Genomic DNA, 25,250 nt, shown 5'->3' with positions numbered 1-25,250 from the left:
CGGCCCCGGCTTCGGCCCGGCCCGGGCTGTCGGGGCTACTTGTAGTCGAGGGTGAAGGTGGCGGTGCCGTCCGCGCGTCCCGGCGTCACCTTGTCGGCGGTCTGGTAGTAGCGCGCGGTGTAGGGCAGCACGTAGTCGCCGTCCTTCGACGGCCCGACCAGCGCCTCGTCGCCGAACTTGACCGGCTGGCTCTGGTTGTCCACCACCTGGATGCCCACGCCGGTTGCGGTGCCCGTGCCGCCCTGGGTGATCTTCAGCACCCCCTGCACGTTCGACGGATCCGGCGTGGCGTCCATGCGCAGGTAGACGGTGTTCTGCGCGTTCTGCCCGGCCTTGCAGTTGAGCCTGATATCGAACTTGCGGTCGCCCGTGGTCGTGCCCTTGCCCTTGAAGTTGTTCTGGGGCACCTTGCCGAAATCCACCGTGATGTTGCGCGAGCCCAGGTCCACCGAGCACGAGGGCGTGATGATGGTGATGCCTTCGCCCAGCAGGTTCGTCGTGAGCACCGACTTGTTGTCCGCCACGCTGTAGTACTGCGTGTAGGTGCCCTGGGCCAGCGGGCCGTTGCCGGTCACGGTCGCGATCTTGAACAGCTCCACCTGGAAGCGGGAGGCCGCGTTGAAGTCGCCGAAATCCGTGGTGGTCGAACGATCGTGCGGGTAGTAGTTGACCGCGGTCTGGTCGAAGTAGCGCGACAGCCGGATGCCGACGCCGGGCACGTTGGTGGTGTACACGTGGTCGTAGCCCGCCACGGGGGAGCCCTGCAGCATGACACCCTTCACGTTGCCGCCGCCCGAGCAGGTCCACGGCTTGTTGGTGGTGCCCGTCAGAGGCAGCGGGAAGAGCTGGCTCTTGAACATGGTGCCGACCGCGGCGTCGTTCGGGATGACGACCCGGCCCATCGCCATGTTGACGGTCTTCTCGATGTAGCCCGGCGTCACGTAGCAGGCGGCGCGCGCGGCCTGCGCGCCGAGCAGCACAGCAAGGGCCCCGAGGGTCGGAATGGCGAGGCGCGCGATCTTCATCGCGCCGGATGGATGGCTGCTGCGGCTCATTCCGCTCCCTTCGGTTGCACGGCGTCCGGCCCGGTGGCAGCGCACTGGCCGTTCAGCTCGCGGATCGGCGGCGGGTTCTTTTCGTCGGGCAGGCTGTAGGGCACGACGCACTGGTCGGCCTGGCCCTGGCCCCATCGCACGGTCAGCCGCCCGCTGTCGGCCGCGCCGGTCACGAAGGACTGGCCGTCGGGCCCGACGATGCCGACCTCCTGGCCCGCCTCGTTCTCGATCTTCGAGCCCAGCGGCAGGGCCCGGCCCTTGCGGTCGGTGAGCACCATCAGCAGGCGGAAGCCCACCGAGGTCTCGAACTTCGCGACCACCACGGCGCCGCGCGTGGGCACCAGTTCGGTCGCGGCGTTCTTCACTTCCACGGTGTCGCCGAGGTCGCTCGTGCGCACGGCCAGCCGGTTCAGCCGGTACGGCGTGAGGTTGGGAATGACCGCGTTGCCGGCCCGGTCGGTCGCCACGCCAGGCTGCGACTCGAAGCCCACGCCCTGCGCCTTGGGCGCCTGCACCAGCGCCACCGTCTCGCCCAGCGGCTGCGACGCCGTGACGCCGCCGCCGTGGAACAGCAGGCCGCCGGCCACGCCGACGGTGCTCTGGCCGTAGCCGCGGCCCTGCGAGTACCCGAGATCGAGCCGGCCCACCGACGACAGATAACTGGCGCTCGCGCTGGCGCTGCTGCCGCCGCCCTGGTTCGCGTTGCTGGCCGTGACGTTGTAGGTCAGGCGGCTGTCGTCGAAGGCCGAGCCGTAGACGCTGGCCTGCTGGTTGAGGCGGCCGGTGCTGTCGCGGTTGACGGCGTACTGCGCGCTCGCACGGGTGTCTCCCAGCGGAATGCTCAGCGTGAACATCAGCTGGCGCACCGGCGCCCGGTTCAGGCTGGTGGTGTAGTTGTAGTAGACGCTGTAGCCGAACTGCCTGTAGTTGCCCGAGTAGCCGACCTGCACCAGCCTGTCCTTCGCATTGGTGCCCCAGTAGCTCTGCTGGCGGGCCGAGGCGAAGACGCTGCCCCAGTCCTTGATCTGCTGCGAGACCTCGAAGCGGATCTCGTTGCGGCGGCTGTTGAAGGACTCGAAGGGCAGCAGGTCCTGCATCTGCACCGCTTCCTGGAAGGTGCGGAAGCCGCTGGTCGAGTAGCGGTAGCCCGCCACGCGGAAATTGGTGCCCGACGAGAGGACGGCCTTCGAGTAGAGAAAGCGCACCGACTGGCCGTTGAAGTTCCTCGCGCCGTTGACCGGCGTCCGGTCGGTGGTGCGCGCGGCCGAGAGGTCGACCGACACCGCGCCGAAGTCCTTCATGTTCTTGCCAACGCCCACCAGCACCGACTGGTAGATGTTGGCCGCCAGCAGGCCGCCGTACAGCGTGAACTCGTTGCCGAGGCCGCGCGCCAGCGTCGCCTGCACGAAGGCGGGCTGGGTGAGCGTGGGGCGGCTTCCGGCGCTCGTCGTGCCGAAGTAGTTGTTGCGGTACTTGCCCACGGTGGCCGAGTAGCGCCAGGTGCCTTCGCGCAGCAGCGTGGGCACGGCGGAGAAGGCCTGCGTGTACTTGACCTCGCGGCCGTCGGCCTCGGTGATGGTCACCTCGATGTCGCCGCTGGACGCGGTCGGGTAGAGGTCGTCGATCACGAACGGGCCCGGCGCGACGAAGGTGCTGTAGATGATGTAGCCGTTCTGCCGGACCGTGACGCGCGCGTTGGTCTGCGCCACGCCGCGCACGGTGGGTGCGTAGCCCTGCTGGCTGTCGGGCAGCATCGCGTCGTCGGAGGCCAGCTGCGCGCCGCGGAAGGGGACGCTGTCGAAGAAGTTGCCGGGCGTGTTGCCGTCGCCGATCAGCAGTTGCCCGTTGATCGAGGCGATGTCGCGCTGCGCGTAGGTGTTGATGCCCTGCCAGCGGCTCTGGCCGTCGATCCCGCGGTTGTAGGTGGAGAAGTGACGGAAGCGCCAGTCCTCGTAGTTGAAGCCGGCGCGCAGGCCCGCGAACAGCGTGTTGCGCTGCAGGGCCTTGTTCGTGTCGGCGAAGGGATTGCCGTCGAACGCGCTCTGCGGCGTCGCGAACGGATTGACGTCGTTGCGGTACTTGTCGCCGCTGTAGCGCGCGAAGTTGAGCTGGTAGTCCAGCATGCCGGCGGTGATGCCCCTGCTCCACTTCTCGGGGCCGACCGCGCCGCGCGCCGAGCGCTTCAGCGCCGCCTGCGGGATGCTCACGAACAGGCGCTGCCTGCCGGCGTCGTAGCTGTACCTGGCCTCGGGGCTGATGGCGGACAGGTCGACGCAGGCGTCGTCCGCCGCGTTCGCCAGCGCGGCGAACACCGCCACGTTGACGCCCCAGCCGTCGAGCATGCCGCGCGTGATGCAGGGCTCGGCGTCGTTCCTGCCCTCCTTCTCGACGAAGCGGATCTCGGCCTGGCCGGTGCCGCGCTCGTTGAGCGACACGTCGACCATGTACTTGCCCGCGAGCACGCGATTGCCGAAGGAAAAGAGCGACAGGTCGGCGTGGGGCTGGTCGCCGCCGATGTTCAGGAATTCCTCGTTGAAGCTGGAGGCGGCCTGCTGCTGCGATTGCTGCTGCTGCGCGTGGCCGGTCGCGCCCAGCGCGCCCAGCAGGGCCGCGCACAGGGTGAGCCGGAACGGCGCGCGAGTAGCGGACAGGCAGCGGCGCATGGGGGGATGCCTCAGCGCTTTGCGCCGTCGGCGGGCGGCGGGGTGACCGTCTCGACCGTCACCGCCACGGGCTCCGCGCCCGCCGGCACCTGCACGCGCTCCTCGGGCGTCTCGCCGCCGTAGTCGTTGAGCGTGGTGTAGCCGACCTGCACAGCCTGCGGCGCCTTCACCGCGCTCAGCGGGTACGCCACCTCGCCGAAAGGCGGCACCATGTCGGCGTTGATGAGCTGCTGGCCATTGTTGACGTTCAGCGCGGTGAAGGTCACGTGGTAGCCCGTGGGGTTGGCGATCTTCAGCACCGCGCCCTGCCCCTGCGCACCTGCGCTCACCGCCCACCTGAGCTGGGCGCGCGACTGGTCGGACTTGCCCTGCAGTCCCGAGGGCCGGTAGAACACCTTGATGCGGCTGCGCACCGCGATCTGGAGCACGTTCTCGTCCCTGGACTTCTCGGGGATCTCCTTGACGTTGAGCCAGAACACCGACTCGCGGTCCGACGGCAGCTCGCCCGTGGTGCGCATGATGCGCAGGATGTTCTCCATGCCCGGGTCGAGCCGCGACAACGGCGGCGTAACGAGCAGCGGCGTCTTGTTCCGGCCCTCGCCGGCGTCGATCCAGCTCTGCACCACGTAGGGCGAGACGCCGGTGTTCTTCACCGGGATGGAGGCTTCGCGGTCCTTCTCGCCGAGGATCACGCGGGTGCCGCCGAGCATCACGCCCGCGCTGGCCGGCCACTGCAGGCCCAGCGTCAGCAGGACGGCGAGAGCCCATCGGAAGCGGTTGTTGCTGCACATAAGAGAAGAGAAGAAGTCCTCGGCCCGGGCCGAACGCATGAAGGACGTGGAACACGCGAACCCGGCGCGACGGCGCGCGTTGCAGCGCCGTCGGAAAAAGCGGGAAGAAAAAGGGGATGCCGGCGCCGGCGGGGACGTGGAGTCCGGACGCGGCGCCGGGCATTTGCGGCATCGCCGGCCGACCCGAAGCGGCGGGCGCTTCGGCGGGCCGTGGATGCCGCGGGCGCGCCTGCTTACTTGTAGGCGACGGTGAACTGCGCGACCGAGTTGGCCGGACCGACCGTCACGGTCATCTTGGTGGCGACGTAGGCGGCCTGGAAGTTCAGCGAGTTGTCGCCGAGGCCCAGCACGTACTGGCCCGATTCCGAACCCAGCGGGATCTTGGTGCCGGCCGAGTCGCCGAGTTCGATGGCCACGCCCGAAGCCGAGCCCACGCCCACCTGGCCGGCGTTGGCGATGCGCAGGTTGGTGGCGTCGTCGAGGTCGGCCGTGCCCGAGAAGGTCACGGTCGCGCCCTTGGCGGTGGCGCCGCAGCCGAGCAGGTCGATCTTGAACTTGGAGGGGGTGGCCTTCTTGCCGACCACTGCCGTGCCGGCGGTGGCGCCGTCGAACGCAGTGCGCGAAACCTTGCCCAGGGGCACGGTCATGTTCTGGCTGTTGGGAGAGATCGAGCAGGGCGCGTCGACGATCTCACCGGTGAAATTGATGGTGCCGTCGGCGGCGAATGCGCCCTGCGACAAAGCGCCGGCGATGGCCAGCGCTGCGAACTTCGTGATTACAGACTTCTGCATTTCTTGCGTTCCCTGGGGATTGATGTGACTGAACTGCGACCTGCTGATGCAAGGCAGGCGCGCAGTCTATGCAGTCGATGACGCAAGAAGAAGGTGCGTTGGCGCTAGTTAACCGTAGTTAACATTGCACTCAAGATGTCTGTGAAATTTACACGAACGTTAACAACTCGACACTAGATTTCGGCGACCTGCAGCACCAGCTTGCCGAAGTTCTCGCCCGCGAAGAGCTTGTTGAGCGACTCGGGGAAGGTGTCCAGCCCCTTCACGACGTCTTCCTTGCTCTTCATGCGCCCATCTTTCAGGTAGCCGGCCATTTCGGCGATGGCGATGTGATAGCGGTCGGCATAGTCGAACACCACGATGCCTTCCATGCGGGCGCGGTTCACCAGCAGGCTCAGGTAGTTCTTCGGCCCGGCCGAGGGCATGCTGTTGGCGTTGTTGTACTGGCTGATGGCGCCGCAGATGATGATGCGGGCCTTGCGCGCGAGACGCGCCAGCACCATGTCGAGGATCTCGCCGCCGACGTTGTCGAAGTAGATGTCCACACCCTTCGGGCAGTGCGTCTTGAGGCCCTCGCGCACCGCTGCGGCGCCGGCCTTGTAGTCGATGCAGGCGTCGAAGCCCAGCTCCTTCACCACCCAGTCGCACTTGGCCTCGCCGCCGGCGATGCCGACCACGCGGCAGCCCTTGATCTTGGCGAGCTGGCCCACGGTCTGGCCGACCGCGCCGGCCGCGCCGGAAACCACCACCGTCTCGCCCGGCTTGGGCATGCCCACGTCCATCAGGCCGAAGTAGCCGGTCATGCCGGGCATGCCCAGCACGTTGAGCCACTGGGTGATGGTGCCCACATTCAGGTCGATCTTCACCAGGCCGTTGCGCTTGACCTGGTCCGCGGGGATCAGGATGTATTCCTGCACGCCCAGCGTGCCGTAGACGGTGTCGCCCACCGCGAACTGCGGGTTCTTCGAGGCGATGACGCGGCCGACGCCGCCGGCGCGCATCACTTCGTCGATGCCCACGGGAGGGATGTAGCTCTTGGCGTCGTTGAGCCAGCCGCGCATGGCGGGGTCGAGCGACAGCGACAGCGTCTTGACGAGCACGCCGCCCTCGGCCGGCTCGCCGACAGGCTCGGTGGTGAACTTCCAGTTCTCGCGCGTGGCAGTGCCCTCGGGGCGCTTGGCGAGGCGGACCTGGTGGTTGGTGAGTGGGGTGCTCATGGTGTCTGTCTCCTTGACCTTGAATGAGGGGCTTGACGGGCGCTCGTGCGCGGGCGCCTGCATCGTAGTCGCGGGCCCGGGCCGGGCTGGTAGCGCAGGTGACAGGCGGGCCGGCGGCGGCGCCGGCCCCTCGCCTCAGGTCAGCCTGACGACGATCTGCAGCCCCGGCTGAGCGTTGCGCAACGTGAGCTTGCCGCCGTGCGCCTCGGCGATCAACCGGCACAGGTACATGCCGAGGCCGACGCCGCCGGTGGCGCGCGCCCGGGCGCCGTCGGTGCGGTAGAAGGGCTCGGTCAGCCGCTCGAGCTGCTCGTCGTCCACGCCGGGGCCGTGGTCGCGCACCTCGATCTCCACGCCCTGGCTGCTGCCGTCGAGCACCGCGCGCAGCGACACGCACGGCGGCCGCGGCGCGTCGGCGCTGTAGCGCAGCGCGTTGTCCAGCAGGTTGCGCACCAGCAGGCGGATGCGCATGCGATCCACCGCGTGCGGCGGCAGGCCCTCGGCCAGGTCGAGGTGCACGTGCTGCGCGCCGGGCATCTCGGCCACGATCTCGCGGATCAGCGTCGCCAGGTCGACCGGCTCGCGCTGCAGCGCCACGTGCGGGCTCGCCAGGCGCTCGCTCTCGAGCAGGTCGCTGATGAGATCGCGCATCTCGTTGAGGTCGCGCAGGAGTGCATCGCGCTCGGCCTGCCCCTCGGGCGTGGTCGGCAGCAGTTCGGCGTTGAGCCTCGCGCGCGTGAGCGGCGAGCGCAGCTCATGGCTCAGCGCCAGCAGCAGCCCGCGCTTGGCGTCGAGCATGGCCTGGATGTCCTCGGCCATGGTGTTGATGCGCTCGGCCAGGTCACCGAGGTCGTCGTTGCGGCGGATCGGAATCGGCTGCGTGAACTCGCCGCGGCCGAAGCGCTGCGCGCCCTCGCGGATGTCGATCAGCGGACGCAGCAGCCGGCTCACGTAGGCGTACGCCAGCAGCACGCACGACAGCAGCAGGCCGAGCGTGGCCCAGCCGATGACGCGCGGCGCCAGCTGCCAGAGCTTGGGCGACCAGCCGAAGATCACGCGGTGGCCGTCGGCCGTGGGGCGGATGAACCACTTGTCGCCGCCGAACACGTCCTCGCGGTCGTGCATCCAGCCGCCGGGGCTGTTCGCGCCGCCGGGGTTGGAATCCCAGTTGACCTTGGGTCCGACGATGCGGATGGTGATCGGCAATCGCGCCACCAGCGCCTGCGCTCGCGAGACATCGGGCGGCGCACCGATCTCGGCGACTAGCCGGTCGGCGTAGTCGGTCAGCATCGGCTTGGCGGCCTCGGCCCAGCCGGTGGAGAACGACTTCTTCATGCCGCCCATGAAGACCGCCGCCATCACCAGCGCGAGCATCACGAACATCAGCACCAGCCGCACGCGCAGCGAGCGGCGCCAGCGGCGCTTGCCCTGCACTTTCTCGTTCCAGCGCGCGTGCCACTTGGCGTGCCAGTCGCCGCGCGTCATCTCGTCGCGGCATTCCTCGCCGCGCCACCGCATCCTGCGGGACTCCCTGCTTCGGCCGAAATTCATGCAGGCTCGCTACGGGCCACCGCCAGCGCATAGCCGGCGTTGCGCAGCGTCTTGATGCAGTCCAGCGGCTCCAGCTTCTTGCGCAGCCGGCTCACGACGATGTCGACGGCGCGCGTGTAGAGCTCGGCTTCGTGGCCGCGCAGGCGGTTGAGGATGTCGTCGCGGCTGAACACCTTGCCCGGTTCGGCGGCCAGCAGCGCGAGCAGTTCGAACTCGGTGCCGGTGAGTTCCACGCGCTCGCCGTGGCGCAGCACCTGGCGCCGGTCGAGGTCGATTGAAAGCCCGTCGAACACGCGGTACTGCGTGCCGTTGGCTGCCGCCTGCGGCGTGCTGCGCTGGCGGCGCAGGATGGTCTGCACGCGCGCCACCAGCTCGCGCGGCTCGAAGGGCTTGGGCACGTAGTCGTCGGCGCCGAGCTCGAGGCCGACCACGCGGTCCATCACTTCGCCGCGGGCTGTGAGCATCACGATGGGAATGTCGCTTTCCTTGCGGATCTCGCGGCACAGCGCGAAGCCGTCCATCTCGGGCAGCATCACGTCGAGGATGGCCGCGTCGTAAGCCCCCGCGCGCAGCTTGGCCAGCCCTTCGCTCGGGCGCACGGCGCTCTCGAGCGTGCAGCCGAAGCGCGCGAAGTAGGTGGTCAGCGGCGCGGCGAGATGTTCGTCGTCGTCGATCAGCAGGATGCGCGGCATGGCGGGATTGTGCCTCCGGACGAGAAAGTGGCGGATGACTTCGCTGACCATCAGACCCGCCGGCATCGCACCGCCCAGGTCAGGCCCGTCACGAGGGTGGAAAGCAGCAGCGCGTGGTAGACCACGTCGGGCACGGTACGCGGGCCGATGCCCGCGATGATGGTGCCGAGCCCGACCAGCGTACCCAGCAGCGCGAAGCCCTGGCCGAAGATGGCGGCGCGGCGCGCGTGGTGCGGCCGCAGCCAGGTCTCGACCGATGCCAGCACGAGCACGGTGGCGATCACCGCCTCGGCGGTTCGGGCCGCCGTGTGCGCGTAGCCGGGCACGAGGAGCCCCCCGTGCACCATCGACGCGATGCCCAGCGTGAGCGCCTCCGTCAGCATCCATGCGCGCGCGGCCGGCGCGTGCACGGCATGGGACGCGGTGTCGTCGCTGCTCATGTACTCGTCGCTCACCATGGATCTGCCTTGCCGATGCGGCCCAGGTGCGTGGCGGCGAAACCCGTCGCGTACTTGAGCCCGTAGCCGAGCGCGTGGTCGACGCCGATGTGGGCCAGCCAGATCAGGCTGCCGGCCACCGCCCAGGGCATGGCAGCGAACACGCCAAGCGCCAGCAGCAGCACCGGACCGACGTACGAATGCGCCGCGTTGTAGAGCGCCGCCCCTGTGCGGGGGCCCGCGAGGTAGCCCAGCAGCGAGAGATCGGGCACGAGCAGCCAGAGCGCGAACACGCCCCAGCCCGCGCCGAACTGGGCGTAGGCGGCGAGCGCCACGCCCAGCACCACGGCGCCTTCGAGTTGAAGCAGCGCGCGCACCCCGCCCGTGACCGCCGTCGCGGCCTCCGCCGGAGACACCGTGGAACCGGCCTTGCCGGCCCACGGGTCTTGCCCGCGCAGAAGCGGCAGGCGGAACGACGGGAGCTCAACCACGATGGCTCCAGCGGCGGCCGCCACGCTCCATGAAGTCGCGCACCTTCTGCTGCTGCGCGGCGTTCAGGTTGTCGTAGAAGTCGGCGGCGGCGGCAATGATCTCGGGGCTGCCGCTGCGCACGGCGGCCGTCTTCTCGTCGATCAGGCGGGCAGCGCCGGCCTGGTCGAGCTTGTTGCCCGCGAACAGCGCCTTGAACTGCGAGCGCGGATCGCCCGAGCCGCCGGCACCGCGCATGGCTTCGCGCTGCGCCTGCAGCTTCTCGGCCAGCACCGTGAGCTTCTGTTTCTGGTTGGCGTCGAGCTCGAGCTTGCTGCCCACGCGCTCGACCATCTTCGCGCGGAACTCGGCGCTGTCGCCGCCCCAGCCGTGGCGATAGCTGCTGCAGCCGGCGATGCTGCCGGCAACCATGGCGGCGCCCGCGAAGCCGAAGAGAGTGCGCTTGATCCAGTGTTTCATGGTGATTCCTTGTGTTCCTGATGTTGTGTTGAGGAGGAAGCTCCATGGTGCGATCTGCACCGGGCCAAGTCCTCTCGCTGCGGTTGCGGCGTGTTTCGTTTTATTGCGACAAGCGTGGCGGCAAGCCGGACTGCTGCTTACAGGCGGCTGCTCTTGGCGTTGGCCGCAGCGGCGCGCGCGTCGACGGGGTTGGGCATCGTCGAGATGACCTGGCTGTTCACGCGCGAGCTGGCCGACACGTTCTGGTCGGGCGCGGCAGTTGCGCGCACTGCTTCGGCGACGATGCGCGCGCGCTCGGTAGACACGGCCATGGTCTCGGCGCCGCGCGAGCCGCGCACCACGTTCTGGTCGGGTGCCGATGCGGTGCGCATGGCTTCGGCGTTGACATCGGCGCGGCTCTTGGCCGACACGACGGGCTGCACGCCCTCGTAGCTCTCGGCCTTCGCGCCGGCTGCGGCGAGCATGGCGAAGGATGCGACGGCGACGATCTGGGTGAAGGAGACGGACTTCATTTCAGGCCTTTCTTGCAGTGGTTGAAGAGAAGGCCTGATCGTGCTTGCGGGGCTCCCGCAAGTCCTTTCGCCGCAGTTTCGGCGTGTTTCGTTTCTTTTCACTCACCCGCAAGGGTGAGTGAAAAGTACGCTCAGTTCATGGTGTCAGCCCGCCATTGCGGCGGCAGGATCGTCGGATTCGAGCACGCCCTTGGCCCAGGCCTCGAGCTTGCCGGTGTCGGCGCGCAGCACTTCCTGCTTGACCGCGAGGATGCGCGAGGGATGCATCGAGAAGCTGCGCAGGCCCAGCCCCAGCAGCAGGCGCGTGAAGGCCACGTCGCCCGCCATCTCGCCGCACACGGCCACGCCCTTGCCCTGGCGGCGGCACTCGGCGATGGTGTCGGCCACCAGGCGCAGCACGGCCGGGTGCGCAGGGTCGTAGAGATGCGCCACCGATTCGTCTGCACGGTCGATGGCCAGCGTGTACTGGATCAGGTCGTTGGTGCCGATCGACAGGAAGTCGAAGTGCTTGAGGAAGATGCGCAGCGTGAGCGCGGCGGCGGGAATCTCGATCATGGCGCCGAGCTTCACGTGGCCGTACACCGCGCCGCGGTTGTCGAGCTCGGCACGCGCGAAGTCGATCAGCGAGAGCGTCTGGCGGATCTCGCTCGCGTGCGCGAGCATGGGAATGAGCAGGTGGATCTCGCCGTGCGCCGCCGCGCGCAGGATGGCACGCAGCTGCGTGAGGAACATCGCCGGATCGGCCAGGCTCCAGCGGATGGCGCGCAGGCCGAGCGCGGGATTCAGGTGCTCCTGCTTGTTGGCCGAAATGCTGTCCAGCGGCTTGTCGGCGCCCACGTCGATGGTGCGGATGGTGACCGGCATGCCCTGCATGCCCTCGACCGCGCGCTTGTAGGCCTGGTACTGCTCTTCCTCGTCGGGCAGGCGGGTCTGGCGCGTGCCCGTGTCGCGGCCCATGAAGAGGAATTCGCTGCGGAACAGGCCCACGCCCACCGCGCCGGCCTTGACCGCACCCACGGTGTCTTCGGGCATCTCGATGTTGGCGAGCAGCTCCACGCGCTGCCCGTCGAGCGTGATCGCCGGCTTGTGCCGCAGCCGCGCGAGCCGGCCGCGCTCGAGGTCGCCCTGGCGTTGCTTGAAGCCGTACTCGGCCAGGATGATCGGCGACGGATCGACGATCACCACGCCCGCGTCGCCGTCGATGATGACCCAGTCGTCCTGCCGCACCAGCTGGCTCGCGGTGCGCGCGCCGACCACGGCCGGGATGTCCATGCTGCGCGCCACGATGGCCGTGTGCGAGGTGCGCCCGCCCACGTCGGTGACGAAGCCGGCGAACACGCTCTTCTTGAACTGCAGCATGTCGGCCGGCGAGAGATCGTGCGCGATCAGCACCAGCGGCACGTCGATGCCGTCGCCCGCGGTGGGGTCGTCGTTGTCGTCGTCAGCGGAGGCGGCGCGCTTGCGGCGCGGCGGGCTCGGCGCCAGCACGGCGGCCGTGCCCTTCATGCGGTGCAGCAGGCGCTCGACCACCTGCTCGAGGTCGGCCTTGCGCTCGCGCAGGTACGGGTCCTCCATCTCGTCGAACTGGCGCGCGATGATCTCGAGCTGCGTGGTCAGCGCCCATTCGGCGTTGTAGAGCCGCTCGCTGATCCAGTGCTTGACGCCGCCGCTCAGGGCTTCGTCCTGCAGCAGCATCTGGTGCACCTCGAGCAGCGCCGCGAGCTCGTGCGGCGCGTCGTTCGGGCCCATCTGCGCGACGTTGGCCTGCAGCTTCGCCAGCTCGTCGGCCACCGCGTTGCGCGCGGTGCGCACGCGGTCGATCTCGGTCTCGATCTCTTCGGGCTTGATGAAGTAGTGGGCCACGTCGATGCGGCTCGACACCACCAGCACGGCGCGCCCGATGGCAATGCCACGGGCGACGGGGAGGCCGTGGACTGCGAAAGTCATGGGGCTGTCCTTATTCGCCTTCGCCGAACTTGTCGTCCATGAGCTGGACGATGGCGTTCATCGCTTCTTCTTCCTGGGGGCCGTTGGTTTCCAGCTCGACGGTGGTGCCGATGCCGGCGGCCAGCATCATCACGCCCATGATGCTCTTGGCATTGATGCGGCGGTCGCCGCGGGAGAGCCACACCTCGCAGGGAAAGCTGCCTGCGAGCTTGGTCAGCTTGGCCGATGCGCGTGCGTGCAGGCCCAGCTTATTGCTGATGGTCACGGATTTCTTGATCACTGTGCTTTCTTTTCGCCTGGTTCTGGGGAGCCGCCACCGCCACCTGCATGACGCCCGCGGTGCCGCCCGCGAGGGCGCGCTGCACCAGCGTCTCCAGGGGCTCGTGCCGGTAGGTGACGGCACGCAGCAGCATCGGGAGGTTGACCCCCGCCACCAGCCGCGACCGCACGCCGTCCACCAGCTTCTGCGCCACGTTGCAGGGCGTGGCGCCGAACACGTCCGCCAGCACCAGCACCTGCGAGCGCGGCGTATGCAGCTGCTGCGCGAGCGTGATGCGCGCGGCAGCCAGCGTTTCTTCGGGCGACACGTTGGGCAGCACGTCGAGCGCGACGATGGCCTGCTCGCAATCGGGAAACACATGCAGCGCGCACTGCCGCATCGCGTGCGCGAACGGTGAGTGGGCGATGATGAGGATGCTGTTCATGCGGGACGGAGGACGACGCGTCGATTATGCGGGGCCGTCCAGGGGAAGTAGATATGCGACATAACGCGACAGCCGCGAAAAACGGACAGTGCCGCACGAATCGGGCCGGCCGTTGCGGACACGCCGCCAGTCGAGCCAGCTATCAGAACCATAGCAGGCAGCGCCGCCGCGGCGAACATGCCGCCGGTCATGGAAGCCTCAGGCCCTCGAAGAAGGTCTTCGACGCCTCGGCCGAGGAAGGATGGCCGAGCACGGTGGCCTGGTAGAGCGCGACGGTGCCGTCCTTCTGCGACTGGGCGAACCAGAGCACCTGCAGCTGCATGGTGGCGCCCTGCGGCTGCTGTTGAGGCTGTGGCAGCGCGTCGAGCTGCAGCGCAGCGGGCACGGCGGTCGCGCGCTGCACGCTGGGGCGCGACTCCGTGACCTGGGCCGCTCCCAGCTGGCTGCGCGTGGCGGCCTGCCAGGCATGAAGCCAGGCTTCGGCCTGCGCGGGACTGCCGGCGGAGGCATGTGCGATGGCGAAGGTCGCGCCGCCGGCCTCGCAGCCCGTCATGTCGACCTGCACCGATTCGGAGCCCAACGGCAACGCGCGGGTGGCGCGGTCTGCCTTGCAGGGCAGCATCGCAACCAGGCCGGCTCCGGCGATCGGCACCTCGCGCCAGTTGAAGGCGGGGCTGCAGGCTGCGAGCAGGGCAGCCGCGGCCAGCACGAGCCGGGAAGAAAGGACGACAGCAGGCGGCATGGGGCAGCGATTATCGAGCGGCGCCGGGCCAGCGGGATGTCGCCAGCACGATCCGGCATGCGGAACTAAAATCGCGCCGCCCTTCTCTTGCACCAAGCCATGAAGAAATACCTCGCTGCAGCCGCCGTCGTCGTCGCATTGGCCACCGGCGTGGGCGTGTACCTCGGCTCCGGTGCCACCGCCGCTCCCGCCTCCACCTTCGTGCTGCTCGACGGCACGCAGAAGAGCACGGCGGACCTGAAAGGCAAGGTCACCCTGGTCAATTTCTGGGCGACCAGCTGCGTGACCTGCGTGGGCGAGATGCCCAAGGTCATCGCCACCTACGACAAGTACAAGGCGCAGGGCTACGACACCCTGGCCGTGGCAATGAGCTACGACCCGCCGAGTTACGTCGTCAACTTCGCCGAGACGCGCAAGCTGCCGTTCAAGGTGGCGATCGACAACACCGGCAGCGTGGCGCAGGCGTGGGGCGATGTGAAGCTCACGCCGACCACCTACCTGGTCAACAAGCGCGGAGAGATCGTGAAGCGTTATGTGGGCGAGCCCGACTTCGCCGAACTGCACAAGCTGATCGAGAAGCTGCTGGCCGAAGCCTGATTCCCAATCGATCCCCCAAAAGAAAAGGCGCCCCGAAAGGGCGCCTTTTGCTTTTGTCCTGCTGCGATCCGCTGCTTACTGGTTGCGGAAGCTGTCGTGGCAGGCCTTGCAGCTCGCAGCGGTCGGGCCGAACTGGGCCTTGAGCGCGTCGAGGTTGCCAGCCTTGGCGGCGGTCACCAGCTTGCCGGTTTCCTCGATCAGCTTCTGCTGGCGTTCCTTGAACTTGGCGTCTTCCTTCCAGATCTCGGGCTTGGCCTTGCCGCCCTCGGCGCCGGGACCGAAGCCCGCCCAGGGCAGCTTCGCCATGTCGGCGACCACTTCGGCATTGGCCGCGGCGGCAGCTGCGTCGTAGGGCGCGCGGCCGTTGGCCATGGCGCCGAGGCGGCTGAAATGCTGGCCCATCACGAACAACGCGCTCTGGCGGTACTTGATGGAGTCCTCGGGCTTGGCGAACTGGGCCGCCGCGGGAAGGGACATGGCAGCGCAGGCGGCTGCAAGGGCTAACGAAGCAATTCGGGTCATCGTGGATCCTCGTTGTGGGAGAAAAACGCCGTCGAACGCAGCGCTGCGAGCGAGTGTAGGGGCGGGCCGTGTCCGGCGCATAGCAACAACCCGAAGCGGTCCGGGGCCCGGACTTTGCTAATCTGCGCCTTCCGCAGCATTGCGCCCCCGGCGCCTTCCTCGATGACCGACTCCTCCGTGGCCGCCCTTCGCGCGGCCTCCGGCCCCGGCGCCCGCACCCGGGTCTGGGACCTGCCGACGCGCCTTTTCCACTGGGCGCTGGCCGTCGCCGTCATCGGCATGATCGGCACCGGCCTGAACGGGGCCATGGAATGGCACTTCCGCCTGGGGTACACGGTGCTCGCGCTGCTGCTGTTTCGCGTGCTCTGGGGCTTTGTCGGCGGGCGCTGGTCGCGCTTCGGCGCCTTCGTCTACGGACCGGGCTCGCTCGCGGCCTATCTGCGCGGGCGGGCGCATCCGGACCACTTGATCGGGCACACGCCGCTGGGCGCGCTGTCGGTGTTCGCGGTACTGGTCATCCTGGCGGTGCAGGTCTCCACCGGGCTGATGGCCGACGACGAGATCTCCGCCTCGGGGCCGCTCACCCGCTTTGTCTCGGGCGAAGTCGTGAGCCTGGCCACCGGCTGGCACAAGGCGCAGGGCAAATGGGCCGTGATCGCGCTCGTCAGCCTGCACGTGCTGGCGGTGCTGTTCTACGTGCTGGTCAAGCGGCACCGCCTGGTGCGGCCGATGGTGACGGGCGACAAGCTGGTTTCCTCGGAAAGCGGCCAGGTGGCGCCGAGCCGCGACGACGCGGCTTCGCGCTGGCTGGCGCTAGTCCTGTTCGCGCTGTGCGCGGGCGTGGCCTGGTGGATTTCCTCGCTGCGCGTATGAGCTTCTCCGTGTCACGCCCCCTGCCGCTGTCGGCGGTACCCGCCGTGGTGCTGCTCACGCCCGAAGAAGCGCACGAGATCGAGGCGGTGCGCACGATCTTCCGCGACTACGCGGGCTCGCTGGGCATCGACCTGGATTTCCAGGATTTCGACGGCGAACTGGCCCAGCTGCCCGGCGAATATGCCGAGCCGCGTGGCACGCTGCTGCTCGCGCTGGTCGATCCGGCCAATGTGAAGGAAGACGCCGGGCGCCAGGCTCCGACGCTGAAGCGCGCCAACGGCACGCTCGCACACATCGCGGGATGCTGCGCGCTGCGTCCGCTCGACAACACGGACTATGCGAACGCGGCGGAAATGAAGCGCCTGTACGTACGCCCCGGCTTCCGCGGCCTGGGGCTCGGCCGCCAGCTGGCGGAGGCGATCCTGGATGCGGCACGCAGCGCCGGATATGGCTGCGTGCTGCTCGACACCCTCGACGACATGGAGTCGGCGCGGGCACTCTACGAAGACCTGGGCTTCGTGGAAGTGCCGCCCTACTATCACAACCCCGTTGCCGGGGCCCACTACCTCAAGGTGGATCTCTGAGCGGCCGAACGGCCGTCGGCTCGATGATCAGCTGCGGGCTTGCGCCAGCAACGTGCCGGCGTCGCTGACTTCGAACTTGCCGGGTGCCTCGACGTTGAGGGTGGCGACCTTGCCGTCCTTCACGAGCATCGAGTAGCGGTTGCTGCGCAAGCCCATGCCGCGGCCGGTCAGGTCGAGCGTAAGGCCGGTGGCCTTGGCGAAGTCAGCGCTGCCGTCGGCCAGCATGCGCACCTTGGCGCCCGTCTTCTGGTCGCGAGCCCAGGCGCCCATCACGAAGGCGTCGTTCACGCTCACGCACCAGATCTCGTCCACACCGGCTGCCTTGAAGTCGTCGAAGTGCTGCACGTAGCCCGGCACGTGCTTGGCCGAGCAGGTGGGGGTGAAGGCGCCGGGCAGCGCGAACAGCGCGATGGTCTTGCCAGCCGTTGCCTTGGTCACGTCCACGGGGTTCGGGCCGATGCTGCAGCCTTCGCCCTCGACTTCGGAGTATTCCTGCAGGGTGGCCGAGGGAATGGTGTCGCCGACTTTGATCATTGAATGTGCTCCTGAAAAAGAAAAACGGCCCACATTGTGGGCCGTTTCCGGATCGGATGCCCCTGAGGGGCTCCAATGATTGATCAGACCAGGACGGCCTTCTCGACCAGACGGGTCACGACCCAGTTCTTGGTCTTCGAGATCGGACGGCTTTCCGTGATCTCGATGGTGTCGCCCAGCTTGTACTCGCCCTTTTCGTCGTGGGCGTGGTACTTGCTCGTCTTCGCCACGATCTTGCCGTAGAGCTCGTGCTTCACACGACGCTCGACCAGCACGGTCACGGTCTTGGCGCGCTTGTCGCTGACCACCTTGCCGATCAAGGTGCGCTTGAGGGATTTTTTAGCTTCCGTCATGTTCACTCCTTACTTGGCGGCTTGGGTTTCTTGCTGCTTCTGAGCAAGAATGGTCTTGGCGCGCGCGATGTCGCGGCGGGTCACGCGCAGCGTCGAGGTGTTCGACAGCTGTTGCGTGGCCTTCTGCATGCGCAGGCCGAAATGGGCCTTCTGCAGGTCCTTGATCTCGGCTTGCAGGCCTGCGACGTCCTTCGTGCGCAGGGTTGCGGCCTTCGTCACCTTGGCCGGAGCCGCGGCGGTCTTCTTACGTGTTGCCATGGATGTTCTCCTCTCAGGCGCCGAGCTGGCGAGCGACGAACGTCGTGCGCAGCGGCAGCTTGGCGGCGGCCAGGCGGAACGCTTCGCGAGCGAGTTCTTCGGGCACGCCGACGATCTCGAACACGATCTTGCCGGGCTGGATTTCGGCGACGTAGTACTCGGGGTTGCCCTTACCGTTACCCATCCGCACTTCGGCGGGCTTGGTCGAGATCGGCTTGTCCGGGAACACGCGGATCCAGATACGGCCACCGCGCTTCACGTGACGCGAAATCGCGCGACGAGCGGCTTCGATCTGGCGTGCCGTCAGGCGGCCGCGGTCGGTGCATTTGAGACCGAAGTCACCGAACGCGACCGAGTTACCCGTGGTCGCGATGCCGGTGTTGCGGCCCTTTTGTTCCTTGCGGAACTTTCTGCGTGCAGGTTGCAGCATGTTTTGTTACTCCGTGAGGGCCCCGGGCACTTGCGTACCCGGGAGCGACCGATTACTCGGTCTTGGCACCGTCCGCTGCTGCAGCGGGCGCGGCTTTGCGGACGCGCTTAACGGCGGGTTTCGAGTCTGCACCGGCACCGCCGGTTGCTTCTGCGGGCTTGTCGCTGCCATCGGCCGGAGCGGTGTTGCCACCGATCGGACCGCGGGCACCGGCGCGGGGGCCGGGGCCACGGCGGTCGCTGCCCGGACGGTCGCCACCGGGGCGGCCATCACGGCGCGGACCGCGCGGACGACGTTCTTCTTCAGGACGCGGCGTCTCGACGGCGGGCAGGTCGTTACGACCCAGCGTGTCGCCCTTGTAGACCCAGACCTTGACGCCGATGACACCGTAGGTGGTCTTGGCTTCCGAGGTGCCGTAGTCGATGTCGGCGCGCAGGGTGTGCAGCGGCACGCGGCCTTCGCGGTACCACTCGGTACGGGCGATTTCGATGCCGTTCAGGCGGCCAGCCGACATGATCTTGATGCCCAGGGCACCCAGACGCATGGCGTTCTGCATGGCGCGCTTCATGGCGCGGCGGAACATGATCCGCTTCTCGAGCTGCTGCGTGATGCTGTCGGCGATCAGCTGCGCATCGATTTCGGGCTTGCGCACTTCCTCGATGTTGACCGCAACCGGCACGCCGAGCTGCTTGCCCAGTTCGCGCTTGAGGTTCTCGATGTCTTCGCCCTTCTTGCCGATCACGACGCCCGGACGTGCCGAGTAGATCGTGATGCGCGCGTTCTTGGCGGGACGCTCGATCATGACGCGCGACACCGAAGCGTTCTTCAGCTTCTTCTTCAGGTATTCGCGAACCTTGATGTCTTCGGCCAGCATGCCCGCGAAATCGCGGTCGCTTGCGTACCAACGGCTGGACCAGTTACGGGTGACCGCAAGGCGGAACCCGGTTGGGTGGATTTTCTGTCCCATATTTCTTCCAGGCCTTCTTAGTTGCCAACCGTCACGTACACATGGCACGTGGGCTTGCTGATGCGATTGCCGCGACCCTTGGCCCGCGCGGTGAAGCGCTTGAGCGTGGCGCCTTGCTCGACGTAGATGGTCTTGACCTTCAGTTCGTCGATGTCGGCACCGTCGTTGTGCTCGGCGTTGGCAATAGCCGATTCGAGCACCTTCTTGACGATCACAGCGGCCTTCTTCTGCGTGAATTGCAGGATGTTGAGCGCTTGATCGACCTTCTTGCCGCGGATCAGGTCAGCGACCAGACGGCCCTTGTCGACCGACAGGCGGACACCGCGGAGGACTGCACGTGTTTCAGACATGGTCGTTCCTTACTTCTTCTGGACTTTCTTGTCCGCGGGGTGCCCCTTGAACGTGCGCGTGAGCGCAAATTCGCCGAGCTTGTGGCCGACCATCTGGTCGGTGATGTACACAGGCACGTGTTGCTTGCCGTTGTGCACAGCGATGGTCAGGCCGATGAACTCGGGCAGAACCATCGAGCGACGCGACCAGGTCTTGATCGGCTTCTTGTCCTTGGTCGTCACGGCCTTGTCGGCCTTGGCCACGAGGTGGTGGTCGACGAACGGACCCTTCTTGAGAGAGCGAGTCATTGGCTATCCCTTACTTCTTGCGACGCGACACGATGAAGACCTGCGTGCGCTTGTTGTTACGGGTGCGATAGCCCTTGGTCAGATTGCCCCACGGGTCGACAGGATGGCGGCCTTCGCCAGTCTTGCCTTCGCCACCACCGTGCGGGTGGTCGACCGGGTTCATCACCACGCCGCGAACGGTCGGGCGAATACCCATGTGACGCTTCACACCGGCCTTGCCGAGTTGGCGCAGGCTGTGCTCTTCGTTGGCAACTTCACCGATGGTCGCGCGGCATTCGATGTGAATGCGGCGAACTTCGCCCGAGCGCATGCGGACCTGGGCGTAGACGCCTTCACGGGCCAGCAGCGTGGCCGAGGTACCGGCCGAACGGGCGATCTGCGCGCCCTTGCCGGGTTGCAGTTCGATGCAGTGGATCGTCGAACCCACCGGGATGTTGCGGATCGGCAGGGTGTTGCCGGCGCGGATCGGGGCTTCAGCGCCCGACAGCAGCGTTGCACCAGCTTCCAAACCGCGCGGGGCGATGATGTAGCGGCGCTCGCCGTCGGCGTAGCAGACCAGAGCGATGTGGGCGGTACGGTTCGGGTCGTATTCGATGCGTTCGACCTTGGCCGGGATGCCGTCCTTGTTGCGCACGAAGTCGACAACGCGATAGTGGTGCTTGGCACCGCCGCCACGATGACGGATCGTGATGTGGCCGTTGTTGTTGCGGCCGGCCTTCTGGAACTGGGGTTCCAGCAGGGGGGCGTGAGGAGCACCCTTGAACAGGTGGTCACGCGAGATCTTCACCGCGCCGCGTTGGCCCGGCGAAGTGGGTTTCATCTTGATGACGGCCATGATTAAGCGCCTTCCCCGACGAGGTTGAGCTCTTGACCGGCCTTCAGCGTCACATAGGCCTTGCGAACGTTGTCGCGGCGGCCGACGGACTTGCCGAAGCGCTTGGTCTTGCCCTTGGTGTTGAGCACCGACACGCCCTTGACTTCGACCTTGAACATCAGTTCGACAGCGGCCTTGATCTCGGGCTTGGTGGCGTCTTGCAGCACCTTGAAAGTGACAGCGTTCGACTTCTCGCCGACCATCGTTGCCTTTTCGGACACGATCGGGGCGACCAGCACCGCCATCAGGCGGCCTTCTTCGAACGTACGTTCAGCGGCGGTAGGGTTCACGCGGCTCATGCGAACATCTCCTTGAGCTTGTCGACGGCACCCTTGGTGACCAGCACCTTCTTGTAGTGAACCAGCGACACCGGATCGGCGTAGCGGGGTTCGACCACGAGAACGTTGACCAGATTGCGCGAGGCAAGGTACAGGTTTTCGTCGACTTCTTCGGCGATCACGAGCACGGACTCGAGATTCATCGCCTTGAAACGGGCTGCCAGCGGCTTGGTCTTGGGCGAGTCGACCTTGATCGAGTCGACCACGGCCAGACGGCCTTCGCGAGCGAGCTGCGAGAAGATGGACGCCATGCCGGCGCGGTACATCTTCTTGTTGATCTTCTGCGAGAAGTTTTCGTCAGGCATGTTCGGGAAGATCCGGCCGCCCCCGCGCCACAGCGGCGAGGAAGTCATACCGGCACGGGCGCGGCCCGTTCCCTTTTGCTTGAAAGGCTTCTTGGTCGAGTGCTTGACCTGCTCGCGGTCCTTCTGGGCGCGAGTGCCTTGGCGTGCGTTGGCCTGGAAAGCAACGACGATCTGGTGGACCAGGTCTTCGTTGTAGTCACGGCCGAACACGGTCTCGGGTGCGTCGTACTTCGACGCGGCCTGGCCTTGTTCGTTCAGGAGTTCGAGTTCCATTACTTCGCTCCTTGGGCCTGCGGCTTGGCCTTGATGGCGGGACGCACGGTGACGAAGCCACCCTTCGAACCCGGAATCGCGCCCTTGATGAGCAGCAGTTGACGTGCTTCGTCGATGCGGATCACGTCGAGGTTTTGCGTGGTGCGGGTGACGTCGCCGAGGTGGCCCGTCATGCGCTTGCCGGGGAACACGCGACCGGGATCCTGCGCCATACCGATCGAGCCGGGCACGTTGTGCGAACGGCTGTTACCGTGCGACGCGCGCTGCGAGCTCATGTTGTGACGCTTGATCGTGCCAGCGTAGCCCTTGCCGATGGAAGTGCCCTGCACGTCCACCTTCTGGCCCACGGAGAAGACGCTTGCCACCGGGATCACGCCGCCAGCCTTGTGCTGACCTGCGGTATCGGCGGTAACGCGGAATTCCTGGATGATTTCACCAGCTTCGACACCCGCCTTGGCGAGGTGGCCGGCTTCGGGCTTGGTCACGCGCGATGCCTTGCGCGAACCGAACGTCACCTGCAGGGCGACGTAGCCATCGGTCTCTTGGGACTTGATCTGGGTCACGCGGTTGTTGGACACATCCACCACCGTGACAGGAACTGCGTCCCCGTCATCGGTGAAGAGACGCATCATCCCCACCTTGCGGCCCAGCAACCCGAGGGAGTTGCTCAGACTCATTTGTTTTCTCCAAAAATGGAAGCTTCCTTCGCCGCTGCCACTTCAATTGGCGACAGCGTTTGCCGGGTTTCCCCGAACAGCGGAAGAAGGTTGATAAATCTCTGCTCGCATAGCGCCCATGCGGGCGCAACAAGGGCAGAGCCAGCGATTATAGCCCGCGGTGCGGGCTTGACGCAAGCGCCGTCATTGCGGCGCTTTCGGGCCTCGGCGCCCCTTCATGGGGCGTTTTTCGGCCTATTTCGGCTCTTTGGCCGGCATCGAAATGATTTTTTCGCCTTCCGGGGACGATTTCAGCTCGCCCGCGGCCTTCATGGCCGGCGCGCTCGAGCCGGTCTGGACAGGAATGGCGACGATGCTCATGGCGCCGTTCTGCGTGACGAAGACGTTCAGGTAGGCCAGGCCTTCGCGGTCGCTGGTCACCGTGGCGGTGGCGGTCGTGCTCTGGCCGGCGGGAAGCGCGAGGGTGCTGCTCGTCGTCAGGGTCAGCCCGGCGTCGGTCGTCAGGCGCGCAGTGGCGCCAGCCGGATCGCTCACGCCGTCGAACTGCAATACGACCGAAATCGCCCGGCCGACCCTGGCCGTACCCTCGACCCGATACTGGATCGCGACGCCGGAATCGTTGGGCTTGCGCGCGGCAGCCGTCATGGGCGCAGCCTGGCTGGAAGAAGCGGTGCCCTTGGCGGTGCGCGGCGTCGACGTGCTGTCCGCACATGCAGATGCGGCAACAAGCGCCAGGCATGCGGCGGCGATCATCGAGCTGGAACGGAGGTTCATGGCGGCCTTCCTCGCTGCTGTCTATTTATTGAATCGAAACGTTGAAGCAGGTGCTTGCGGCAGCGTTATTGACATCGTTGACGACCAGCACATAGTCGCCAGCCGACAGGCTGACCGTATTCGTGTTCCGGCTCACCACCCCGCCCCGGTAGATTACGAAGTTCGGGCTGGCGCCCGCCGGCGGGCTGACCGTGAACAGGTAGTTGCGGCTGGCCGGCGCCGTGAAGCGCAGGTAGGCGAAGCTTCCGAGCTTGTTCCCCTGGCGCTGAGGATCCGCGGCATTCGTCACGCAGGCCTGCGTGACCGAGCCTCCGACCGCCGCCGTCGTGTACATCGGCAACACGTAGCTCACGGCCGGAGCGCCGCCGTTATTGCTTTCCTGCGCACCGTAGGGATCGTTGGAGGCGGCGCTGATGTTCTGGCCCGCGAGCAATGTTGCCAACGCCGACGCATTGCCCGAGGCGACCGAATTGAATGCCGCCGTGAACGGATGAATCGAGGTCACCGGCGCTCCGCTCCGGAACAACGCGCTCGTCAGCGTGTCGTGAATGGGCTTGAAGCCGACCTGCTGGTTCAGATTCCAGAAGATCGACTGGATCGAGGATTCGCTGAACCAGCCCGGATTGGTGGCCGTCGGCCCTCTCGTGAGGTCGAGGCTTCCGCCACTGGCCTGGCCGGGTCCGCCCGAGTCGACATAGTTGCTGCGCCCCAGCGCGATGCCCGACCAGCCGTTGCCCCAACCCTCGGAGAAGGCGAGGCGGCGGTCGACGCGCTCGCTCGTGGAGTGCGCGCCGCCCGTCGAGTCGTCACGGCTGAACGAGGCCTGGTAGTAGTGCCCCCATTCATGCGCAATGACCGGAGCATCGAATTCGTCGGTATCCACGTCTTCCTTGCCGAGCACGTAGATTTCGGCGCCCGAACTCCTGCCGATGAAGAACGTGGTGCCGATCTGCCCCTGCGCAATGCTGCCGCTGGCGTTCGTGTTGTTGACGCTCCAGAACACCTTCAGCGACGGGAACGCCGTCGCAGGCGCCGCCGACATCACTTTCTGCATCGCCGTGTAGACCGTATCCATGATGGCGAACGGCCCGGACACGCGCTGGCTGGTGTAGCTCGAGCCACCCCAGCCGCTGGCGGCACGCAGGTCGCGGGTGAGCGCCGCGCTGCCGGTGGAGAACGCCGACGACTGCATGGAGTAAATGGCGCTCGATTGCGTGTTGTCGCGCACGGTGACGTCCCAGCTCGGGAACGCCCCGGTGCGGGTCATCTGGGCCCGCACGCGGACGATGACATTCGTATTTCCCGGAACGCTCGCCGAATAGGCGCCGTTGTCGTCGGTGGAAGTGGTGGCCAGCTGGCTGCCGCTGGTGGCGTCGAGCACCTCGACGAAGGCTGCGCGCACTGGCTTGACCGTGGTGTTGGCATACACGAGGCGGCCGCTGGGATTGGGCACCGACTCGTAGGTGGCTGTGCCGCTCAACGCGACCGGCGCCGTCGGAACTATGGGCAACAAGGGAATCCCGCCGCCGCCTCCCCCTCCGCCGCCACCGCAGGCGGTCAGCAGCACTGCTGCGATGCAAGCCACAAGGCTCGAAGCAAAGGAGATACGGTGTCTCATGGTTGTGCTGCCCTCGTTTCAGCTACCCGGCGCCTCGATGATTGACGGCGGCCGGCACGGGAGGATGCCACATCCGCGTGACATAAAGCACAAAACCCGCCTGCATTTCTGCAGGCGGGTTTTCTAGCAATCGCGGCGCGAAGCCGAATGGATTACTGCAGCTTGATCTCGACGTCCACGCCGGCCGGCAGGTCGAGCTTCATCAGCGCGTCCACGGTCTTGTCGGTCGGGTCGACGATGTCCATCAGGCGCTGGTGCGTGCGGATTTCCAGCTGGTCGCGCGAGGTTTTGTTGACGTGCGGCGAACGCAGGATGTCGAAGCGCTTCATGCGGGTCGGCAGGGGCACGGGGCCCTTGACGATCGCGCCGGTGCGCTTGGCGGTGTCCACGATTTCAGCGGCCGACTGGTCGATCAGCTTGTAGTCGAATGCCTTCAGGCGGATGCGGATCTTTTGCTTGGTAGCCATGGTGATTCCTTTGCTCCCGTCTTCTTACAGGTCGAGGATCTTCGCCACGACGCCCGAACCCACGGTACGGCCGCCTTCGCGGATAGCGAAGCGCAGGCCTTCTTCCATGGCGATCGGA

Annotated in this window: 33 protein-coding genes and 1 pseudogene; 3 read left to right on the top strand and 31 right to left on the bottom strand. The window is 66.9% G+C overall.

The genetic code is table 11. The features are described 5' to 3' along the window. Positions 1–35: 35 nt before the first annotated feature. From BMY35_RS28220 to BMY35_RS28150, 15 genes are all read right to left on the bottom strand, one after another. The gene (locus tag BMY35_RS28220; RefSeq protein WP_093206312.1) at positions 36–1,055 is read right to left on the bottom strand and encodes a fimbrial protein; all 1,020 of its coding nucleotides are present in this window, start codon (positions 1,053–1,055) and stop codon (positions 36–38) included. Continuing rightward, positions 1,052–3,718: a fimbria/pilus outer membrane usher protein gene (locus tag BMY35_RS28215; RefSeq protein ID WP_093206311.1), complete on the bottom strand. Its 2,667-nt coding sequence runs from the start codon at positions 3,716–3,718 to the stop codon at positions 1,052–1,054. Before BMY35_RS28215 ends, BMY35_RS28220 begins: the two co-directional genes overlap by 4 nt. An 11-nt stretch (positions 3,719–3,729) precedes the next feature. Next, the gene (locus tag BMY35_RS28210) at positions 3,730–4,548 is read right to left on the bottom strand and encodes a fimbrial biogenesis chaperone (protein ID WP_256229872.1); all 819 of its coding nucleotides are present in this window, start codon (positions 4,546–4,548) and stop codon (positions 3,730–3,732) included. 194 nt (positions 4,549–4,742) lie between these two features. Next, on the bottom strand, positions 4,743–5,300 hold the full coding sequence (locus BMY35_RS28205; RefSeq protein ID WP_093206309.1) for a fimbrial protein: 558 nt from the start codon (positions 5,298–5,300) through the stop codon (positions 4,743–4,745). 173 nt (positions 5,301–5,473) lie between these two features. Beyond that, entirely contained in the window at positions 5,474–6,517 is a 1,044-nt protein-coding gene (locus tag BMY35_RS28200) for an NADP-dependent oxidoreductase (RefSeq protein WP_093206308.1), read from the bottom strand. A gap of 135 nt (positions 6,518–6,652) precedes the next feature. Then, on the bottom strand, positions 6,653–8,035 hold the full coding sequence (locus BMY35_RS28195) for a HAMP domain-containing sensor histidine kinase (protein ID WP_093206307.1): 1,383 nt from the start codon (positions 8,033–8,035) through the stop codon (positions 6,653–6,655). Between the two features lie 29 nt (positions 8,036–8,064). Further along, entirely contained in the window at positions 8,065–8,760 is a 696-nt protein-coding gene (locus BMY35_RS28190) for a response regulator transcription factor (protein ID WP_177213722.1), read from the bottom strand. Positions 8,761–8,810: 50 nt separating this feature from the next. Further along, a complete protein-coding gene (locus tag BMY35_RS28185) occupies positions 8,811–9,218 on the bottom strand; it encodes a hypothetical protein (RefSeq protein WP_093206305.1) in 408 nt (135 codons plus the stop codon). Further along, entirely contained in the window at positions 9,212–9,688 is a 477-nt protein-coding gene (locus BMY35_RS28180) for a DUF4260 domain-containing protein (RefSeq protein WP_256229868.1), read from the bottom strand. The genes BMY35_RS28185 and BMY35_RS28180 overlap by 7 nt, the downstream gene beginning before the upstream one ends. Continuing rightward, the gene (locus tag BMY35_RS28175) at positions 9,681–10,145 is read right to left on the bottom strand and encodes a Spy/CpxP family protein refolding chaperone (protein ID WP_093206303.1); all 465 of its coding nucleotides are present in this window, start codon (positions 10,143–10,145) and stop codon (positions 9,681–9,683) included. Before BMY35_RS28175 ends, BMY35_RS28180 begins: the two co-directional genes overlap by 8 nt. A 137-nt stretch (positions 10,146–10,282) precedes the next feature. Further along, positions 10,283–10,657, bottom strand: a complete 375-nt coding sequence (locus tag BMY35_RS28170) for a DUF4148 domain-containing protein (RefSeq protein ID WP_093206302.1) — start codon at positions 10,655–10,657, stop codon at positions 10,283–10,285. Between the two features lie 144 nt (positions 10,658–10,801). Further along, positions 10,802–12,604: a phosphoenolpyruvate--protein phosphotransferase gene (gene ptsP, locus BMY35_RS28165; RefSeq protein ID WP_093206301.1), complete on the bottom strand. Its 1,803-nt coding sequence runs from the start codon at positions 12,602–12,604 to the stop codon at positions 10,802–10,804. Positions 12,605–12,614: 10 nt separating this feature from the next. After that, positions 12,615–12,884 (bottom strand): HPr family phosphocarrier protein, encoded by a 270-nt coding sequence (locus BMY35_RS28160; protein WP_019657667.1) that lies wholly within the window; start codon positions 12,882–12,884, stop codon positions 12,615–12,617. Then, positions 12,853–13,308, bottom strand: coding sequence for a PTS sugar transporter subunit IIA (locus BMY35_RS28155; RefSeq protein WP_093206300.1), 456 nt, complete (start codon positions 13,306–13,308; stop codon positions 12,853–12,855). The genes BMY35_RS28160 and BMY35_RS28155 overlap by 32 nt, the downstream gene beginning before the upstream one ends. A 187-nt stretch (positions 13,309–13,495) precedes the next feature. Further along, positions 13,496–14,050, bottom strand: a complete 555-nt coding sequence (locus BMY35_RS28150; protein ID WP_093206299.1) for a hypothetical protein — start codon at positions 14,048–14,050, stop codon at positions 13,496–13,498. Positions 14,051–14,149: 99 nt separating this feature from the next. Here BMY35_RS28150 and BMY35_RS28145 point away from each other — a divergent pair, with 99 nt between their 5' ends. After that, positions 14,150–14,647 carry a TlpA disulfide reductase family protein gene (locus tag BMY35_RS28145; protein ID WP_093206298.1) on the top strand — a complete coding sequence of 166 codons (498 nt, stop codon included), beginning with the start codon at positions 14,150–14,152 and terminating at the stop codon, positions 14,645–14,647. Between the two features lie 75 nt (positions 14,648–14,722). Here the strand turns inward: BMY35_RS28145 and BMY35_RS28140 are convergent, their stop codons facing one another. After that, positions 14,723–15,169 carry a c-type cytochrome gene (locus tag BMY35_RS28140; protein ID WP_093206297.1) on the bottom strand — a complete coding sequence of 149 codons (447 nt, stop codon included), beginning with the start codon at positions 15,167–15,169 and terminating at the stop codon, positions 14,723–14,725. Positions 15,170–15,331: 162 nt separating this feature from the next. On the opposite strand from BMY35_RS28140, the gene BMY35_RS28135 reads away from it, so the two are divergent. Further along, positions 15,332–16,042: a cytochrome b/b6 domain-containing protein gene (locus tag BMY35_RS28135; protein WP_093206296.1), complete on the top strand. Its 711-nt coding sequence runs from the start codon at positions 15,332–15,334 to the stop codon at positions 16,040–16,042. Then, complete coding sequence (locus BMY35_RS28130; protein ID WP_093206295.1) at positions 16,039–16,626, top strand: GNAT family N-acetyltransferase; 588 nt, start codon at positions 16,039–16,041, stop codon at positions 16,624–16,626. The genes BMY35_RS28135 and BMY35_RS28130 overlap by 4 nt, the downstream gene beginning before the upstream one ends. 27 nt (positions 16,627–16,653) lie before the next feature. Here the strand turns inward: BMY35_RS28130 and BMY35_RS28125 are convergent, their stop codons facing one another. From BMY35_RS28125 to BMY35_RS28055, 15 genes and pseudogenes are all read right to left on the bottom strand, one after another. After that, positions 16,654–17,160, bottom strand: a complete 507-nt coding sequence (locus BMY35_RS28125) for a peroxiredoxin (RefSeq protein ID WP_093206294.1) — start codon at positions 17,158–17,160, stop codon at positions 16,654–16,656. 83 nt (positions 17,161–17,243) lie between these two features. Then, on the bottom strand, positions 17,244–17,513 hold the full coding sequence (gene rpsQ, locus BMY35_RS28120) for a 30S ribosomal protein S17 (RefSeq protein ID WP_015867662.1): 270 nt from the start codon (positions 17,511–17,513) through the stop codon (positions 17,244–17,246). A 9-nt stretch (positions 17,514–17,522) separates the two neighbouring features. Next, positions 17,523–17,732: a 50S ribosomal protein L29 gene (rpmC, locus tag BMY35_RS28115; protein WP_026284221.1), complete on the bottom strand. Its 210-nt coding sequence runs from the start codon at positions 17,730–17,732 to the stop codon at positions 17,523–17,525. A gap of 52 nt (positions 17,733–17,784) precedes the next feature. Next, on the bottom strand, positions 17,785–18,201 hold the full coding sequence (gene rplP, locus BMY35_RS28110; RefSeq protein WP_007838137.1) for a 50S ribosomal protein L16: 417 nt from the start codon (positions 18,199–18,201) through the stop codon (positions 17,785–17,787). A 52-nt stretch (positions 18,202–18,253) separates the two neighbouring features. After that, positions 18,254–19,168 carry a 30S ribosomal protein S3 gene (rpsC, locus tag BMY35_RS28105; protein ID WP_093057771.1) on the bottom strand — a complete coding sequence of 305 codons (915 nt, stop codon included), beginning with the start codon at positions 19,166–19,168 and terminating at the stop codon, positions 18,254–18,256. Positions 19,169–19,185: 17 nt separating this feature from the next. Further along, a complete protein-coding gene (gene rplV / locus BMY35_RS28100) occupies positions 19,186–19,518 on the bottom strand; it encodes a 50S ribosomal protein L22 (RefSeq protein WP_019657678.1) in 333 nt (110 codons plus the stop codon). A 9-nt stretch (positions 19,519–19,527) separates the two neighbouring features. After that, a complete protein-coding gene (gene rpsS, locus BMY35_RS28095) occupies positions 19,528–19,806 on the bottom strand; it encodes a 30S ribosomal protein S19 (protein ID WP_007838132.1) in 279 nt (92 codons plus the stop codon). Positions 19,807–19,816: 10 nt separating this feature from the next. Continuing rightward, entirely contained in the window at positions 19,817–20,641 is an 825-nt protein-coding gene (rplB, locus tag BMY35_RS28090) for a 50S ribosomal protein L2 (RefSeq protein ID WP_007838130.1), read from the bottom strand. Positions 20,642–20,643: 2 nt separating this feature from the next. Further along, the gene (gene rplW, locus BMY35_RS28085; protein ID WP_093206293.1) at positions 20,644–20,979 is read right to left on the bottom strand and encodes a 50S ribosomal protein L23; all 336 of its coding nucleotides are present in this window, start codon (positions 20,977–20,979) and stop codon (positions 20,644–20,646) included. Further along, on the bottom strand, positions 20,976–21,596 hold the full coding sequence (gene rplD, locus BMY35_RS28080; RefSeq protein ID WP_019657681.1) for a 50S ribosomal protein L4: 621 nt from the start codon (positions 21,594–21,596) through the stop codon (positions 20,976–20,978). The genes rplW and rplD overlap by 4 nt, the downstream gene beginning before the upstream one ends. Next, positions 21,596–22,273, bottom strand: a complete 678-nt coding sequence (gene rplC, locus BMY35_RS28075) for a 50S ribosomal protein L3 (RefSeq protein WP_093206292.1) — start codon at positions 22,271–22,273, stop codon at positions 21,596–21,598. Before rplC ends, rplD begins: the two co-directional genes overlap by 1 nt. 234 nt (positions 22,274–22,507) lie before the next feature. After that, positions 22,508–23,047, bottom strand: coding sequence for a hypothetical protein (locus BMY35_RS28070; protein WP_093206291.1), 540 nt, complete (start codon positions 23,045–23,047; stop codon positions 22,508–22,510). A gap of 25 nt (positions 23,048–23,072) precedes the next feature. Beyond that, positions 23,073–24,614: a hypothetical protein gene (locus BMY35_RS28065; RefSeq protein ID WP_256229857.1), complete on the bottom strand. Its 1,542-nt coding sequence runs from the start codon at positions 24,612–24,614 to the stop codon at positions 23,073–23,075. 203 nt (positions 24,615–24,817) lie between these two features. Beyond that, positions 24,818–25,132, bottom strand: a complete 315-nt coding sequence (gene rpsJ, locus BMY35_RS28060) for a 30S ribosomal protein S10 (RefSeq protein ID WP_007838118.1) — start codon at positions 25,130–25,132, stop codon at positions 24,818–24,820. Positions 25,133–25,156: 24 nt separating this feature from the next. Continuing rightward, a pseudogene (locus BMY35_RS28055) lies at positions 25,157–25,250 on the bottom strand (elongation factor Tu); the annotation flags it as partial.

Origin of the sequence: Variovorax sp. YR750 (genome assembly GCF_900109805.1) — a bacterium.
GTDB lineage: Bacteria > Pseudomonadota > Gammaproteobacteria > Burkholderiales > Burkholderiaceae_C > Variovorax > Variovorax gossypii.
The sequence above is the reverse complement of the archived record's forward strand: the minus strand, read 5'-3'. Positions and strand labels throughout refer to the sequence as shown.

Bases quoted from the DNA above. Each gene is read 5' to 3' on its own strand.
- BMY35_RS28125 (WP_093206294.1), bottom strand. From the start codon at position 17,160: ATGATCAAAGTCGGCGACACCATTCCCTCGGCCACCCTGCAGGAATAC.
- BMY35_RS28130 (WP_093206295.1), top strand. From the start codon at position 16,039: ATGAGCTTCTCCGTGTCACGCCCCCTGCCGCTGTCGGCGGTACCCGCC.
- rplD (WP_019657681.1), bottom strand. From the start codon at position 21,596: ATGGAACTCGAACTCCTGAACGAACAAGGCCAGGCCGCGTCGAAGTAC.
- rpsS (WP_007838132.1), bottom strand. From the start codon at position 19,806: ATGACTCGCTCTCTCAAGAAGGGTCCGTTCGTCGACCACCACCTCGTG.
- BMY35_RS28195 (WP_093206307.1), bottom strand. From the start codon at position 8,035: ATGCGGTGGCGCGGCGAGGAATGCCGCGACGAGATGACGCGCGGCGAC.
- BMY35_RS28170 (WP_093206302.1), bottom strand. From the start codon at position 10,657: ATGAAGTCCGTCTCCTTCACCCAGATCGTCGCCGTCGCATCCTTCGCC.
- rpsC (WP_093057771.1), bottom strand. From the start codon at position 19,168: ATGGGACAGAAAATCCACCCAACCGGGTTCCGCCTTGCGGTCACCCGT.
- BMY35_RS28220 (WP_093206312.1), bottom strand. From the start codon at position 1,055: ATGAGCCGCAGCAGCCATCCATCCGGCGCGATGAAGATCGCGCGCCTC.
- BMY35_RS28215 (WP_093206311.1), bottom strand. From the start codon at position 3,718: ATGCGCCGCTGCCTGTCCGCTACTCGCGCGCCGTTCCGGCTCACCCTG.
- BMY35_RS28175 (WP_093206303.1), bottom strand. From the start codon at position 10,145: ATGAAACACTGGATCAAGCGCACTCTCTTCGGCTTCGCGGGCGCCGCC.
- rplP (WP_007838137.1), bottom strand. From the start codon at position 18,201: ATGCTGCAACCTGCACGCAGAAAGTTCCGCAAGGAACAAAAGGGCCGC.
- rpsJ (WP_007838118.1), bottom strand. From the start codon at position 25,132: ATGGCTACCAAGCAAAAGATCCGCATCCGCCTGAAGGCATTCGACTAC.
- BMY35_RS28070 (WP_093206291.1), bottom strand. From the start codon at position 23,047: ATGAACCTCCGTTCCAGCTCGATGATCGCCGCCGCATGCCTGGCGCTT.
- rplB (WP_007838130.1), bottom strand. From the start codon at position 20,641: ATGGCCGTCATCAAGATGAAACCCACTTCGCCGGGCCAACGCGGCGCG.
- BMY35_RS28155 (WP_093206300.1), bottom strand. From the start codon at position 13,308: ATGAACAGCATCCTCATCATCGCCCACTCACCGTTCGCGCACGCGATG.
- BMY35_RS28145 (WP_093206298.1), top strand. From the start codon at position 14,150: ATGAAGAAATACCTCGCTGCAGCCGCCGTCGTCGTCGCATTGGCCACC.
- BMY35_RS28150 (WP_093206299.1), bottom strand. From the start codon at position 14,050: ATGCCGCCTGCTGTCGTCCTTTCTTCCCGGCTCGTGCTGGCCGCGGCT.
- ptsP (WP_093206301.1), bottom strand. From the start codon at position 12,604: ATGACTTTCGCAGTCCACGGCCTCCCCGTCGCCCGTGGCATTGCCATC.
- BMY35_RS28135 (WP_093206296.1), top strand. From the start codon at position 15,332: ATGACCGACTCCTCCGTGGCCGCCCTTCGCGCGGCCTCCGGCCCCGGC.
- rplW (WP_093206293.1), bottom strand. From the start codon at position 20,979: ATGAGCCGCGTGAACCCTACCGCCGCTGAACGTACGTTCGAAGAAGGC.
- rpsQ (WP_015867662.1), bottom strand. From the start codon at position 17,513: ATGACGGAAGCTAAAAAATCCCTCAAGCGCACCTTGATCGGCAAGGTG.
- BMY35_RS28205 (WP_093206309.1), bottom strand. From the start codon at position 5,300: ATGCAGAAGTCTGTAATCACGAAGTTCGCAGCGCTGGCCATCGCCGGC.
- rplC (WP_093206292.1), bottom strand. From the start codon at position 22,273: ATGAGTCTGAGCAACTCCCTCGGGTTGCTGGGCCGCAAGGTGGGGATG.
- BMY35_RS28210 (WP_256229872.1), bottom strand. From the start codon at position 4,548: ATGCGTTCGGCCCGGGCCGAGGACTTCTTCTCTTCTCTTATGTGCAGC.
- BMY35_RS28140 (WP_093206297.1), bottom strand. From the start codon at position 15,169: ATGACCCGAATTGCTTCGTTAGCCCTTGCAGCCGCCTGCGCTGCCATG.
- BMY35_RS28185 (WP_093206305.1), bottom strand. From the start codon at position 9,218: ATGGTGAGCGACGAGTACATGAGCAGCGACGACACCGCGTCCCATGCC.
- BMY35_RS28190 (WP_177213722.1), bottom strand. From the start codon at position 8,760: ATGCCGCGCATCCTGCTGATCGACGACGACGAACATCTCGCCGCGCCG.
- BMY35_RS28200 (WP_093206308.1), bottom strand. From the start codon at position 6,517: ATGAGCACCCCACTCACCAACCACCAGGTCCGCCTCGCCAAGCGCCCC.
- rplV (WP_019657678.1), bottom strand. From the start codon at position 19,518: ATGTCTGAAACACGTGCAGTCCTCCGCGGTGTCCGCCTGTCGGTCGAC.